The sequence below is a fragment of the Desulfobacter latus genome, assembly GCF_013389365.1.
In the GTDB taxonomy this organism is placed as follows: Bacteria; Desulfobacterota; Desulfobacteria; order Desulfobacterales; family Desulfobacteraceae; genus Desulfobacter; species Desulfobacter latus.
This window is the reverse complement of sequence record NZ_JACADJ010000006.1, coordinates 57561-71990: the sequence shown is the minus strand read 5'-3', so window position 1 is coordinate 71990 and position 14430 is coordinate 57561. Positions and strand designations below refer to the sequence as shown.

The following is a 14430-nucleotide window of genomic DNA, read 5'->3' as shown; positions in this document are numbered from 1 at the left end:
ACTGGAGCTAAATAGGAAACAATAAGGATATTTAAAATGGAAAGAATGTTTAGTACATTTAACTTAGGCAATCTGGCGCTATTGAACAGATTCGTATTCCCCCCCATCAAGATCGGGGCCGGCAATCCCGATGGTGCCGTAACAGATCAGCAATTGATTTTCTATCGGCAGATCGCACGAAGTGGTCCTGCAATTGTTATCATTGAGCCTGTTTCGGTCACTGCCAACGGCAGGGAGCATCCCAAACAGCCCTTTGTCCATTTACCGCAAAGTGTTTCGGAACTGCGAAAGATTGCAGATGTCATACATGAGGAGAATCGCCTTGCCTGTCTTCACCTGAATCATGCGGGTGCCGCCGCCCTTCCCAAAATAATCGGCGGCCGGCCAAAGGCGCCTTCCGTAATGACATGCGTTGCCAGAAACGGAAATGTTTCAGAGGCGCTTTCAGAACAAGACATAGAAGAGATTCTGGATGGGTATGAATCCTCGGCCCAAAAAGCACAGGAGGCCGGCTTTGATGTCATAGAAATCCAGGGCGGGCATGGCTATCTTATTTCCCAATTCTTGAACAGTAAAATTAATAAGAGACAAGATGCATACGGACAGGATAGGTTACTCTTTGCGCGAGAGGCTATTTCAAAAGTCAACGCCGGTTCGCCCGATATACCTCTTATCCTGAGGATTTCCGGAAATGAGATGTCACCTGAGTTCGGCGTCAGCGGGGAAGACCTTCTTCCATTACTTCAATTCGCAGAAGATAAGGGAATCCATGCCATACACGTGGGTATGGGAAACGCCTGTTTCAGCCCTGCATGGTATTTTCACCATGCCAGTCTCCCGGACAAGCCCCAGGTAGATGCTTTAGCCTGGGTTCGTGAACACACGTCGCTTCCCCTGATCGCCGCCGGCAGAATGGGAAGAAAGGATAAGGTCGTCCAGTTCCTGGATGACGGATTAACGGATCTTGTGGCCCTTGGGCGGCCGCTTCTTGCGGATAACGATCTGGTAGAGAAATGGCACAACGGATTGGATGACCGGATTAACTATTGTGGCTACTGTCTCCAGGGGTGTCTCCATCGTATGAAAAGCGGCGTATCTTTAGGGTGTAATTTGAATCCGGAAATCGGCAAACCGGCCCTGGAAAAAACCCAAAACCCCTTGAACGTCCTGATTGCCGGGGGAGGTCCGGCCGGTATGAGTGCGGCCTTGTACCTGGCAAAACGCGGTCATCAGATTACCTTGGCTGAAAAGACAGATCATTTGGGCGGCCAATTCGCCATTACCTGGCAGGCCCCGGGAAAGGAAAAAATGAAGCAGGGCCTCGATTCTATCGAACAGAATGTGAAAAGAAACATCGATGCCATTGTCATGAACAGATCCGTCGATGCCGATTTGGTCAAGGCGGTCCGGCCTGATCTTCTCGTTTGGGCAATCGGGGCCATTCAGAATATTCCAGACATCCATGGTCTTGATGCACAGCATGTTATGACATCTATAGAATATTTTCAGGGCGAAAAAGAGCTCAAAGGGCCAAGGGTCCTTGTTATCGGTGCCGGAAGGGCCGGTGTGGAAATCGCCGAAAAACTGGGTAAGGCCGGTTATGAAGTCGTTGCCACAAAGCGGACCGATCCCATAGGAAGTATGATGGAAATGATTACGAAAAAATTGACCCTGATGAGGCTCGAACAGATGGAAAACGTTAAACTTATGCCGCATACAACGGTTAAGGATTTCACAGATGACGGCGTTCAAATCGAACAGGATGGGAAGACGTTAGCTCTCGAACCCTTCCAGACCGTTATTCTGGCCTCCGGTATGCGCCCTGCGGCAGGCCCTGGTGAAGAAATAAAAAGAGACGTATCCAGGATCGAGATTATAGGAGACGCCAGGGAGGTCCAAGATATTTTTACGGCCGTACACGCGGGGTATTCGCTTGCGTTGAATTATTGACTCGATGATCGGGAGTGATATATAAATTAGCGCCCTTTGGGCGGGCTGTTAGGTGCTGGGTGCTGGGTGCTGGAATTTCCTATACTCTAAATTTATATGGCGCATGTGCTTGAGGGGCATGCGCTTTTTTATATGCGTCTTGTTGCGGCATGGGCAATCTAAAAAAAAATGTACCATGACTATTATCTGAAACGATGTAATGCCAAATTTCAAATTGGATGGAGAGAAAATTGCATTGCTTTAAGTAAATACGTTTGTTAAAGTAGGTAGGTTGATCGGTTCGTAAAAATTCAAGAATGGCAAAATCACTATATATCATATAAACAGGTTGCATTATAAAAATAGCCAAATCGGACTTTTTACGAGATTGTCAATGGTTCGATATAATGAAAAATTTTCCGGCTGTCTTTTCAACCTGTCTTCTCAGTATTTACAGCCGGAGTTCATCGCAGTTGTAAATGCGAAAGAAGCGGAGGTGTATGATGTGTTTATGTCAATCCCGAAAAATTGTATCAGCAGGAAGTACAGAAAAGTATAAATCTTATACCCTGAGTAATTATCGCAACATCAGGCAGATTGATCGTCTTAGCGAGGAGCAGAAATTTGACATTGATGTGGTCGCCAGGGTTTTGCCGTTCAAAACCAATAATTACGTGGTTAATGAATTGATTGATTGGGATAATTTACCCAATGATCCGATATTTATACTGAACTTCCCTCAACGGGAGATGCTTCATCCACATGATTTTGATAAGATGGCCAAATTGCTGAAACGCGGCGCATCCAAAAAAGAAATTACGAATTGCGCCAATCAGATCCGTATGGCGCTTAATCCGCACCCTGCCGGTCAGATGGAACTTAATCAAGCATGTTTGGATGGCAAGATTCTTTCTGGACTGCAGCATAAATATGGAGAAACACTCCTCTGCTTCCCAAGCCAGGGGCAAACCTGTCATGCTTACTGTACCTTTTGTTTCCGTTGGCCTCAGTTTATCGGGGTAGAAAAGTTTCGGTTCTCCATGCACGACGCAGAAGAATTGGTTAAATATTTGAAGGTCCATACAGAGGTAACGGATGTCCTCTTTACCGGCGGCGACCCGCTTATCATGAGAACTAAAATATTTGCTCGTTATTTGCGCAAACTGATTCATGCCGATCTTCCTCATCTGAAAACAATTCGGATTGGGACAAAGGCGCTTTCTTACTGGCCGTATCGTTTTATTGATGATGCGGATGCGGATGATTTGCTTCATTTGTTTGACGAAGTGATTGCAGCGGGAAAACATTTGGCGATAATGGCCCACTTTAATTCTGTAGAAGAGCTTGCGACGGATGCGGTGCGCCATGCAATCTGCCGTATCCGATCAACCGGTGCGCAGATTCGCACGCAATCGCCTTTACTTCGGCATATTAACGATCAACCGGAAAGCTGGATCGCGTTGTGGGAGCAACAAGTTAAACTCGGTTGTATCCCTTACTATATGTTTGTTGTCCGCAATACAGGTAACAGGCATTATTTCAGCGTTTCCCTTGCCCGGGCCTGGAAAATATTCCGTGCAGCTTACAGTCGGGTGAGCGGAATAGCAAGGACCGTTCGAGGGCCATGCATGTCAGCGTTGCCCGGCAAGGTACAGGTTCTGGGAACAGCTCAAATTAAAGGCAATAAGGTGTTTGTTCTGCAAATGATTCAGGGCAGAAATCCGGAGTGGGTACTACAACCTTTCTTCGCTTCCTTTGATGACCAGGCGATATGGCTTGATGAATTGCGGCCCGCCTTTGATCAGAGTCATTTTTTTTACCAGGATGAATTGGATATGCTGATGGAAAGCAGCCTGTTGTCTGAAGGGGTGGCTTAATTGCCGGGGGGTGTCTGGGCTTGGCGTGTAATCACTAAAATACGCAGTTAGGGCAGGCCCCCGTGCCTGCCCTAACTGCCCCAATGTAATCAGAAAAGCATGTGGTGGATTTTATTGCTTTGCATGACCCGAACTATTCCACGAGTAGGCTCTGGCCGGGATAAATTTTGCTTCTTTTGCTTAAATGGTTTAATGACAGCAAACGGTTAAGGCTCATATTATGTCTTTTTGCAATACGGAGAGGATTATCTCCGGATTTAACTTTATATCTCGATAATTTTTTGCTGTCTGTTTTATCGTTAGTGATAATGGTCAGGTGTTGCCCAATGTTTAGTCTGGTTCCTGATAATTTGTTAATTGATTTAATCCGTTTTGTGGTCGTAGAAAACTTTCTGGCAATCAGCCACAGATTATCTCCAGCACGCACGGTATAGGTGATTTTTTTTGATGTTTTAGCGGTGATTAAATTATTTTTTATACTTGCCTTATGGTGTGTGCCTGGAATTTTCAATACCTTGCCAATAATAATACAGCTTTTTTTTGAAATTTTATTGCATCCGGCAATGGCATTTACAGATGTTTTAAATTTTCCGGCAATGCCTGATAAGGTATCTCCCTTTCGTATGCGGTAATAAGTATACTGCAGGTTCTGGTGATCATTGGTTTTAATGGTATTTAGCTTGGCCATAAACCCGCCTGCGTGATCTACAGGTATTTTTATCGTATAGGGCTCGGGGGGCAGAGTTTTATAACGCAGTTCCGGGTTGAGAGAAACAAGTATATCTGTATCGACATTAATTGCCTTTGCAATTTCGTTTAAATGGACCTGCTTTTTTATGTTAAAGGGTTTGTATTCAAGCGGTTTTAGTGGGTTGTCTATCGTAATATTATATTTTTCCAAATTTTTGACAATATGAACGGTGGCTAGGAATCTTGGTACATATCTTGCTGTTTCTCTAGGCAGGTTCTGATATAGATCCCAGAAATTATCCAGATAGTTCAGTTTCTGTCTGCGAATTGTCTTCAGTACACGGTATTCACCACAATTGTAAGCGGCAATAGCAGTGGTCCAGTCTCCGAACATATTGTGCAGTTCCTTGAGATAATCAATGGCGGCTCTGGTGGCTTTTTCAGGGTCCATGCGTTCATCAATATAGTGATTGCGGTTTAATCCGAATTTATTGCCGGTTGACGGTATGAACTGCCACATACCAAGCGCTCTTGCAGGGGATAAGGCCCTATTCTTAAAACCGCTTTCAATCAAGGGGAGCCAAGATATCTCTTCCGGCAGTCCGGATTTTTTAAGCGCCTGGACGATAAACGGCCGGTAACGGCAGGAGCGGTTGAGTGAACGGATAAAAAAATTGCGTTCGGGGCCGGTTAAGCGTTTTATCTCAGCATTCACATGGTCGTTTAAAGTAATGGGAATGGCGTCATGATGACCGGTTACAACAATATGCCGAGACGCATAGATTTCAAGAACTCTTTTGGAGATAAGATAACGAATGTCCTCTTTTTGCTGATTGAATTCGGGGTTGTGATCGGTATCTATTTCAAGCATTAGGGCGTAGGCCGCATCAAGGGTTGACAAAGCCTCATCAAGATTTCCCTGTTCCCAGCAATTTTGTGCTACACTGCAAAGTTCAAGGGCCTGGTCTATCTTGGTTTGATTAAAATCCGGAATTTGATTCTCGTCTTTTTTTTGTTTGCTTGTCTCGTGTTGAAGGGTGTTTTGGTTTAAAGGTTCTATGGGCTCAGCAGGTTTGAGGGTCTGGTCTGTTAACGGTTTATTGGCTGGCAAATGGGACTGTTGGCAACCGGTAATCAAGAATAGGGATAAAGCAAAAATTAATGCGGCCGGTTTGTAAGTGTTCACTTGGTCTCCTTACCGATAGCTGTCTATGTATATGATTAAGTTAAGTTGTAAAATCACGTCAATATAGTATTTTTTGCGATTGGCGCCTATGTTTTTAATAGGCGTTTTAGGGCCATGGCGCTTAGTCTATGGCTGTTATTAGAATATTTATTGGTGTAATGAAGATAGTGTTGGATGTCAATGAAAAAATACCATACAATCATTGTATTTAAAAGGATATTAAAGCGTTTTATCGGAATCTTGTCCGATATTTTGCTTGTCTCTGTAACTATTATAAATTTAACTGTTGATCGTGGGATGGAAAAAAATATGCATTTTTTTAAAAAAAGGGGTTGCTATGTTAAAAATGTTCTGATACATTTGCTCGGTCTTTTCGCTACGGAGATTGTGTAGCTTAAAGTAAGCCGATATAGCTCAGATGGTAGAGCATCTCACTTGTAATGAGAATGTCCTCCGTTCGATTCGGGGTATCGGCTCCAAAATAGCTTAGGTGGGGTTCCCGAGTGGTCAAAGGGATCAGACTGTAAATCTGACGGCTCAGCCTTCGGAGGTTCAAATCCTCCCCCCACCACCAAAGCAAATGTAGGAGATCTGTTAATGGATTGCTGGGACTACATAGTCGGTTTGGTTGATTGACTTACATTTAGTCTTATCATAAGCGGGAGTAGCTCAGTTGGTAGAGCTTCAGCCTTCCAAGCTGAATGTCGCGAGTTCGAGCCTCGTCTCCCGCTCCACTTACGATCTTTTATTGTACACAGGTTTAGATTATTTAGATTATATGGTGCGTTAGCCCATGTAGCTCAGTCGGTAGAGCGCTTCCTTGGTAAGGAAGAGGTTCACCAGTTCGATTCTGGTCATGGGCTCCAAATTGTGCTGAAAAAAAATAGACGTCAATAGACGTCAAGTCAAGGGGTTGAAAGTGGACAGAGTGCTTATCGCTCTTGCTTGTAATGAATGCAAGAGGAAAAATTATACGACGACCAAAAATAAACGCAAGACTCCGGACAAGATTGAATTTAAAAAATATTGTAAATTCTGCAATAAACATCTTGTCCACAAAGAGACTAAAATAAAATAAATTGCATTGCTATGCAGGTCAGTAGCTCCAATTGGTAGAGCTCCGGACTCCAAATCCGGCTGTTGGGGGTTCGACTCCCTCCTGACCTGCCATATTTTCATCACCTTCTGCCGATATTTGATGTTGGTCAGAAGGTGATTTATCGGTGGGATATGTCGAAATTACAGAAAAAAAAACCTCAGAGTGAGAAACGAAAGCGTGTTATTGAAACTGCTGATGATAAATCGGGAGTTGCTGTAAAATCGACTGTGGAAAAGAAACCGGTGCGGTCGTTATCTGATGCTGGAACTGAAAAATCCGGGCAGCCTATGGCAGGTAATTTTTTTGCAAGGACAGCAGAGTTTTTTCGGGAAGTGAAGGTAGAGTTGAAAAAAGTTGTCTGGCCAACCCGAAAACAAACAACCGGAACGACGGTTGTGGTCGTTGTTTTTGTGTTTATTGTTGCCGTTTTTCTGGGGATTTTTGATTATAGTCTGTCTAAAATTGTCCAAGTTGTCCTGACTTAGATCAAGACTTAGATCAAGGGAAATTAAGATGTCTTTAAAATGGTATGTCGTCCACGTTTATTCCGGCCATGAGCAAAAAGTGAAGCTTGCTCTGGAAGAAAAGATACGGGGATTAAAGCATCCGGAAAAATTCGGGGACATCCTGATTCCCTCCGAAAATGTTGTAGAACTGGTGGATGGAAAGAAGCGTCAGTCTTCCAGGAAGTTTTATCCTGGATATATCCTTGTGCGTATGCATCTGGATAACGAGACGTGGCATATTGTAAGTTCCACTGCTAAGGTTACCGGTTTTCTTGGTGGAAAAAATAAGCCTGCCCCCATAAGCGACAGGGAGGCCCAAAGCATTATTGAAAAAATGGAGCAGGGTAAGGAAAGGCCTCAGCCTAAGTATTATTTTGAGCCGGGAGATGATGTGCGGGTTGTTGACGGACCTTTTTCCAATTTTAATGGGACTATTGAAGAAGTGTCTCCGGATAAGGAAAAGGTTAAAGTGCTGGTTAGCATTTTCGGGCGCGCCACGCCGGTCGAATTAAATTTTATACAGGTAACCAAGATATAGCCGGGTTATAAATTTAAGAGTTTCAGGAGTTGTAAAATGGCAAAAAAAGTAATGACACAAATTAAGCTTCAGGTTGAAGCCGGCAAGGCAAATCCGTCCCCCCCCATTGGTCCGGCTCTGGGGCAGCACGGTGTCAACATCATGGATTTCTGTAAAGCGTTTAACGCTAAAACTGCTAATGATGCGGGGCAGATTATTCCTGTCGTTATCACTGTGTATCAAGATAGGTCTTTCAGCTTCATAACCAAAACGCCGCCTGCTTCAAGACTGCTTTTGGCTGCGGCCAAGCTTGCGAAGGGATCAGGGGAGCCGAATCGTGATAAGGTCGGCAAGGTGACAAGAGATCAGGTTGTTGCGATTGCAGAAACTAAAAAACCGGATTTAAACGCCTCGGATATTGATGCTGCCGTTAGAATTATTGAAGGCACTGCCAGGAGTATGGGAATAGAAGTCGTTTAACTTTCAAGTATAAGAGTGATTAAAATGCCTAAGCGGAGTAAAAAACATAACGAAGCACTGAGCAACGTGGACAGAATGGTTCAGTATGGACCCAAAGATGCCCTGGAAATTGCTGTATCTTCCAGTTATGCAAAATTTGACGAAACGGTTGATGTCGCCGTAAGGCTGGGGGTTGACCCGCGGCATGCAGATCAAATGGTGCGTGGGACCGTCGTTCTGCCCAATGGACTTGGTAAAGAGGTAAAGGTCCTGGTATTTGCCAAAGGTGAAAAAGAACAAGAAGCCCTTGATGCAGGTGCAGACTTTATTGCCACAGAAGAAATCGTTGAGAAGATCAAGGGTGGCTGGTTCGGATTTGATAAGGCCATTGCGACACCGGACATGATGGGTACCGTTGGTAAACTCGGACGTATCCTTGGCCCAAGAGGACTTATGCCCAATGCAAAAACCGGTACTGTAACATTTGAACTTGCCAAGGCCATCGACGAAGCAAAATCCGGTAAAATCGATTTCAGGGTTGAGAAAGCCGGTATTGTGCATGTTCCTGTCGGTAAAATATCTTTTGGTGCTGAAAAGCTGTTGGAAAATGTAACTGTTTTTCTCGATAAAATTGTCTCTCTCAAACCTGCATCAAGCAAAGGAACCTATCTGAAATCCATCAGCGTATCTTCAACAATGGGTCCTGGTATCAAAGTGGATCCTTTATTAATCTAGATTTCATGTTGATCAAATAAATAATAGACGTATTTCGTTCGCATTAAACGAAATACGTTTTAGCCTGTCATAGACAGTAGGTGCATAGTAAATGCATAATCGGATCTGCCGGCCTGCCGAGACAGAAAATAAATTTTGTTTTGGTTTCGTTGGCACCTTCGACACAAATTTATTTATGGAAGGAGGTGTAGAAAAATGCTGAATATTTCCCAGAAAAAAGAACTGGTCGAAAAGCTCGCAAAGAATCTCGGCGAAGCAGAGATTTCTTTTTTGATCGACTACAAGGGATTGACTGTATCCCAGGTGACGGAACTTCGCGCAAAACTTCGGGAGACCGGTGCTCAAATGGCGGTTGTAAAAAATACCTTGATGAGACTGGCGGTGAAAGGGACCGGCTCGGAGGTATTAACTGATCTTTTTAAAGGACCGAATGCGATCATCATTTCCAAGGATGATCCTGTGGCACCGGCCAAGGTCATCTCGGAATTTCTGAAAACCAATGAGAAAATACAGCTTAAGGGCGCGTCACTTGATGGAAAATTTTTAAGCGAAGAAGATGTCAAGCAGCTTGCTAAGATGCCTTCCAGAGAAGAGTTGTTGGCCAAATTGGTATACACACTCAATGCCGTTCCCACAAATCTTGTCAATGTACTGGCCGGGGTTCCCAGGTCTTTTCTCAATGTGCTTAATGCGGTTAAAGATCAGAAAGATGCAGCGTAACTTAAAATAAACCAAAACTTTAAATTTATAAGTACGATTCAGATATTCGTATATTTTTCAGGAGATTAAAATGGCTGATATTACAAAAGATGATGTAATTGAATTTATTTCAAATATGAGCGTTCTGGAGCTTTCCGAACTGATTAAGGAGCTTGAAGATAAATTTGGTGTATCTGCAGCTGCACCGGTTGCCGTTGCTGCAGGTGCCATGCCTGGCGGCGGAGATGCCGGTGGGGCTGCGGAAGAAGAAAAAACCGAATTTGACGTTATCCTTGAAGCTGTCGGTGACAAAAAGATTAATGTGATTAAAGAAGTTCGTGCGATCACCGGGCTCGGACTGAAAGAAGCCAAGGCACTTGTTGAAGAGGCGCCCAAAGCTGTAAAAGAAGGTATTGCCAAGGAAGAGGCAGACAAAGTTAAAGAGCAGCTTGAGGGGGCCGGCGCCCAGGTGTCTGTAAAGTAGTTTAGCATAGCTGATAAGCACAAATAGTTTGTGCATAAACTATACGCGGGGGCAAGGCCAGTGGGTCGTGTCTCCGCTTTTACGGTTGGAAAAACTCACATCGGGAGATATCATGGCCGGAAGTCTTTTGACGAACAAGCGAGTTAGAAAAGAGTTTGGCGGTAAACGTAAAATTATAGACATCCCTGATCTTATAGGGATGCAAAGAGATTCCTTTGAAGGGTTTCTTCAAAGGGATGTTCCACCCCAGGACAGGGAGGAAAAGGGCCTGCATTCGGTTTTTAAGTCCGTATTTCCCATCAAGGATTTTACCGATACATCTTCCCTAGAATATGTCTCTTATTCCTTTGGGGAGACCAAACACTCCATGCAGGAGTGTATCAGTCGCGGGATGACCTATGACATCCCGGTCAACATAAGGGTTCGGCTTGTCGTCTATGACCATGACAAAGACACGGATGTGTCAACCATCCGTGATATAAAGGAACAGGAAATATATTTTGGCACTATTCCTTTGATGACACCCAGGGGCACTTTTGTCATCAACGGTACTGAGCGTGCAGTTGTCTCTCAGCTTCACCGGTCGTCCGGTGTGTTTTTTGATCATGACAAAGGCAAAAATTATTCCTCGGGCAAGATTATTTATAATGCCCGTATTATTCCTGTGCGTGGTTCCTGGATTGACATGGAAATTGATGCCAAGGATATTGTCTATATCCGTATTGACCGCCGGCGTAAATTTCCTGTTTCCATTCTTTTCAAGGCATTTGGATACACAGGGGAAGATATTCTTGATTTCTTTTACACCAAGGAAAAAATTCTACGTAAGAACGGCTCTTATTTCAGAGAATTTATTCCTGAAAATTTAGTCCGGCAACGGGCCGTCTATGATATAAAATCTCCTGAAACCGGTGAGGTTGTGGTCAAGGCGGGTCGAATTTTTACCAAGCGAGCCTTAAAACAACTTGCCGATGAACATTTGGATTTTATTCCTATTTCTGAAGAGGAACTCATAGGCAAAGCGTTTGCTGGTAACTTTTTTTTGGAAAGCAGTGATCAAGCCCCGTTGTTCAGAGCCGGTAATACCATTGCAGAGGACACGTTTGAACTGCTTGAGGAAAAGGATATTGACAGCTTTGAAATTCTCTATGTAAATCCCCGCAGTTCAGATTGCATGCGTAAGACCCTGATTTCAGACAAAATTGAATCCAAGGAAGAGGCTCTGATGGATATTTACCGCAGGCTTCGTCCCGGCAATCCGGCGACCATTGAGGTGGCCCAGGATTTTATTGATCATCTGTTTTTCCGCCAGGCATATTACGATTTGTCCAAGGTGGGACGCCTTAAAATGAATCATCGCCTCGGGGTGAATACGAAAATTGATGTAAAAACCCTGAGAAAAGAAGATGTGCTGCTTACCGCAGCTACGTTGATCGAGCTCAAAGACAGCCAGGGACAAGTGGATGATATTGACCACTTGGGTAATCGGCGGGTCAGGGCTGTGGGTGAACTCCTGGAAAACCATTATCGCATCGGTCTTGTCCGTATGGAGCGGGCCATTAAGGAAAAGATGAGCATGCAGGAAGTGGACGCCATGATGCCCCACGACCTTATTAACCCCAAGCCTGTCTCTGCGGTTGTTCGTGAATTTTTCGGCACCTCACAGCTATCCCAGTTTATGGACCAGACCAATCCGTTGTCTGAAACCACCCATAAGCGGCGTCTTTCAGCTTTGGGGCCAGGTGGGTTGACCCGTGAGCGTGCAGGGTTTGAGGTGCGTGATGTTCATCCGTCTCATTATGGTCGTATTTGTCCCATCGAGACCCCTGAGGGCCCCAACATCGGTTTAATTGTTTCCCTGTGTACCTATGCCCGGGTAAATGATTTTGGATTTATTGAAACCCCATTCAGGATCGTAAATGAAGGGAATGCCAGCAAAACAATTCAGCATTTAAGTGCATTTGAAGAAAAGGAACATCCCATTGCCCAGGCCAATGCTGTTTTGGATGCTGATGGAAATTTTGTCGATTCTACGATATCTGCCCGCGTGGCCGGGGAATTTGAGATGGTGACCCCCGAAGATATAAAATTTATGGATGTCTCGCCGAACCAGCTGGTATCCGTCTCCGCATCCCTGATCCCTTTTCTTGAAAATGATGACGCCAACAGGGCGCTGATGGGGTCTAACATGCAGCGACAGGCTGTGCCGTTGATACGCAGTGAAGCCCCTTTAGTGGGTACCGGTATGGAAGCCGTTGTTGCCAGGGACTCCGGGGTGACCATTGTTGCTGAGTGCGACGGGGTGGTGGTGGATGTCGATTCAAAGCGTATTGTTGTTAAAAATGATGACAATAACGATCCTAAATTTAATAAGGCTGTTTCCATTTATAACTGTATCAAGTTTGTTCGTTCCAACCAGAACACCTGCTTTAATCATAGACCTATTGTCGAGAAAAATGAGCGGGTTAAAAAAGGGCAGGTCATTGCTGACGGGCCCTCCACGGAACTGGGGGAACTGGCGCTTGGAAAAAATGTGACCGTGGCCTTCATGCCCTGGGACGGGTATAATTATGAGGATTCTATATTGGTATCCGAGCGCCTGGTCAGGGATGGTGTGTACACGTCCGTTCATGTCGAGGAATTTGAAGTTCTGGCCAGGGATACCAAGCTTGGCAAGGAAGAGATCACCAGGGACATTCCTAATGTGGGTGAAGATGCTTTGAGAAATTTGGATGACAGCGGCATTATCCGTCTGGGTGCTGAGGTCAAACCGGGTGATATTTTGGTGGGGAAAATTACGCCCAAAGGCGAAACGCAACTCTCTCCTGAAGAAAAATTGTTGCGGGCCATTTTTGGTGAAAAAGCCGGTGACGTAAAGGATACGTCACTTTGTGTCCCCCCGGGTGTTCATGGAAAGGTGATTGATGCCAAGGTCTTTTCACGCCGTGGTCTGCCAAAGGATGACAGAACACGCCAGATCGAAGATGAAGAGATCGAGCGTTTTGAAAAAGACCGTGATGATGAGATAAAAATTATTTCCGATGTCGGTCGACAGAAAGTTGAATCCGTACTTGACGGGCACGTATTGTTCAATGATCTGGAACGAAACGGCAAAGTGCTGGTTAAGGCCGGAACCAAAGTGGCTCCCGGTATTTTTGAAAAAGTACCTGTCTCCATACTGGTAAATGTTACGGTTGAAGATGCCGTATTGACCGAAAAGGTTCAGGTCATCCTTGAGCAGGCCCAGGAGCAGATAAAACAGGCCCGGGAGCATTTCAACCGTCAGGTATCAAGATTTGAAAAGGGTGACGACCTCCCGCCGGGGGTTCTCAAGCTCATTAAAATTTCTGTTGCCATGTTACGGGTACTCTCCGTGGGGGACAAAATGGCAGGCCGCCACGGGAACAAGGGTGTTGTATCAAGAATTCTTCGGGTCGAGGACCTGCCTTATTTTGAAGACGGCCGGCCTGTTGATATGGTGCTTAATCCCCTGGGCGTGCCGTCCCGTATGAATGTGGGTCAGATTCTTGAGATCCATCTGGGCCGGGCTGCCTATGCCCTGGGGCAGCAAATTGACGAAATGCTGGAGGAAAAACGACTGGATGCGTTGCGGGATAAAGCCAAACAAATGTTTTCTTTGACCCGGAAACAAAGGGATGGGCAGGCCGATGATGTCATTGTCCGGGATATTGATGCGATGGATGATGAGCGTTTTTTGGATTTCATCTCCCTTTATAAAAATGGGGTTCATACTGCCACGCCGGTATTTGATGGTGCCACAGAGGAAGAGATCAAGGAATTAATTGCTATGTCCGACAGTGACCCCTCAGGTCAATCCATCCTTTATGATGGTCGAACCGGCAGGCCTTTTGACAAACCGGTTACTGTGGGAACCATGTATATGCTTAAGCTTCACCACCTGGTTGATGACAAACTGCATGCACGATCTATTGGGCCGTACTCCCTTGTAACCCAGCAACCGCTTGGTGGTAAGGCGCAGTTCGGCGGCCAGCGTCTTGGGGAAATGGAGGTCTGGGCCATGGAAGCATATGGTGCTGCCCATGCGCTCCAGGAATTTCTTACGGTGAAATCCGATGACATGACCGGTCGGACCCGTATGTATGAAAAAATTGTTAAAGGCCAAAATGTCCTGGAACCTGGAATGCCTGAATCCTTCAGGGTTCTGATAAAAGAGCTCAATGCTCTGGGGCTGGATATGAATCTTATAGAAGGTAGCAAATAAGGAGAA

11 protein-coding genes and 5 tRNA genes are annotated in these 14430 nt (G+C 45.1%); 15 read left to right on the top strand and 1 reads right to left on the bottom strand.

The window, feature by feature from the left end:
• The first annotated feature begins 36 nt into the window (after positions 1-36).
• Positions 37-1950, top strand: coding sequence for an FAD-dependent oxidoreductase (locus tag HXW94_RS03205; RefSeq protein WP_178365449.1), 1914 nt, complete (start codon positions 37-39; stop codon positions 1948-1950).
• A gap of 479 nt (positions 1951-2429) precedes the next feature.
• Positions 2430-3806, top strand: coding sequence for a KamA family radical SAM protein (locus HXW94_RS03195; protein ID WP_246293707.1), 1377 nt, complete (start codon positions 2430-2432; stop codon positions 3804-3806).
• Between the two features lie 133 nt (positions 3807-3939).
• Here the strand turns inward: HXW94_RS03195 and HXW94_RS03190 are convergent, their stop codons facing one another.
• Entirely contained in the window at positions 3940-5682 is a 1743-nt protein-coding gene (locus HXW94_RS03190; protein ID WP_178365447.1) for a LysM peptidoglycan-binding domain-containing protein, read from the bottom strand.
• 403 nt (positions 5683-6085) lie between these two features.
• On the opposite strand from HXW94_RS03190, the gene HXW94_RS03185 reads away from it, so the two are divergent.
• The 13 genes from HXW94_RS03185 (at position 6086) to rpoB (ending at position 14424) form a co-directional block, all read left to right on the top strand.
• Positions 6086-6161: transfer RNA gene (locus HXW94_RS03185), tRNA-Thr, on the top strand.
• Positions 6162-6171: 10 nt separating this feature from the next.
• Positions 6172-6256 (top strand) — tRNA-Tyr (locus tag HXW94_RS03180).
• A gap of 84 nt (positions 6257-6340) precedes the next feature.
• Positions 6341-6416: transfer RNA gene (locus HXW94_RS03175), tRNA-Gly, on the top strand.
• Positions 6417-6471: 55 nt separating this feature from the next.
• Positions 6472-6548 (top strand) — tRNA-Thr (locus HXW94_RS03170).
• Positions 6549-6601: 53 nt separating this feature from the next.
• Positions 6602-6760 (top strand): 50S ribosomal protein L33, encoded by a 159-nt coding sequence (gene rpmG, locus HXW94_RS03165; protein WP_178365446.1) that lies wholly within the window; start codon positions 6602-6604, stop codon positions 6758-6760.
• 15 nt (positions 6761-6775) lie between these two features.
• Positions 6776-6852, top strand: a tRNA-Trp gene (locus tag HXW94_RS03160).
• 60 nt (positions 6853-6912) lie between these two features.
• A complete protein-coding gene (gene secE / locus HXW94_RS03155; RefSeq protein WP_178365445.1) occupies positions 6913-7266 on the top strand; it encodes a preprotein translocase subunit SecE in 354 nt (117 codons plus the stop codon).
• A 28-nt stretch (positions 7267-7294) separates the two neighbouring features.
• Positions 7295-7825: a transcription termination/antitermination protein NusG gene (gene nusG, locus HXW94_RS03150; protein WP_178365444.1), complete on the top strand. Its 531-nt coding sequence runs from the start codon at positions 7295-7297 to the stop codon at positions 7823-7825.
• Positions 7826-7861: 36 nt separating this feature from the next.
• Positions 7862-8284, top strand: a complete 423-nt coding sequence (rplK, locus tag HXW94_RS03145) for a 50S ribosomal protein L11 (protein WP_178365443.1) — start codon at positions 7862-7864, stop codon at positions 8282-8284.
• A 24-nt stretch (positions 8285-8308) separates the two neighbouring features.
• A complete protein-coding gene (gene rplA / locus HXW94_RS03140) occupies positions 8309-8998 on the top strand; it encodes a 50S ribosomal protein L1 (RefSeq protein WP_178365442.1) in 690 nt (229 codons plus the stop codon).
• A gap of 195 nt (positions 8999-9193) precedes the next feature.
• The gene (gene rplJ / locus HXW94_RS03135; RefSeq protein ID WP_178365441.1) at positions 9194-9718 is read left to right on the top strand and encodes a 50S ribosomal protein L10; all 525 of its coding nucleotides are present in this window, start codon (positions 9194-9196) and stop codon (positions 9716-9718) included.
• A gap of 70 nt (positions 9719-9788) precedes the next feature.
• The gene (gene rplL, locus HXW94_RS03130) at positions 9789-10181 is read left to right on the top strand and encodes a 50S ribosomal protein L7/L12 (protein WP_218576544.1); all 393 of its coding nucleotides are present in this window, start codon (positions 9789-9791) and stop codon (positions 10179-10181) included.
• Between the two features lie 112 nt (positions 10182-10293).
• On the top strand, positions 10294-14424 hold the full coding sequence (gene rpoB / locus HXW94_RS03125) for a DNA-directed RNA polymerase subunit beta (RefSeq protein ID WP_178365440.1): 4131 nt from the start codon (positions 10294-10296) through the stop codon (positions 14422-14424).
• Positions 14425-14430: the final 6 nt, after the last annotated feature.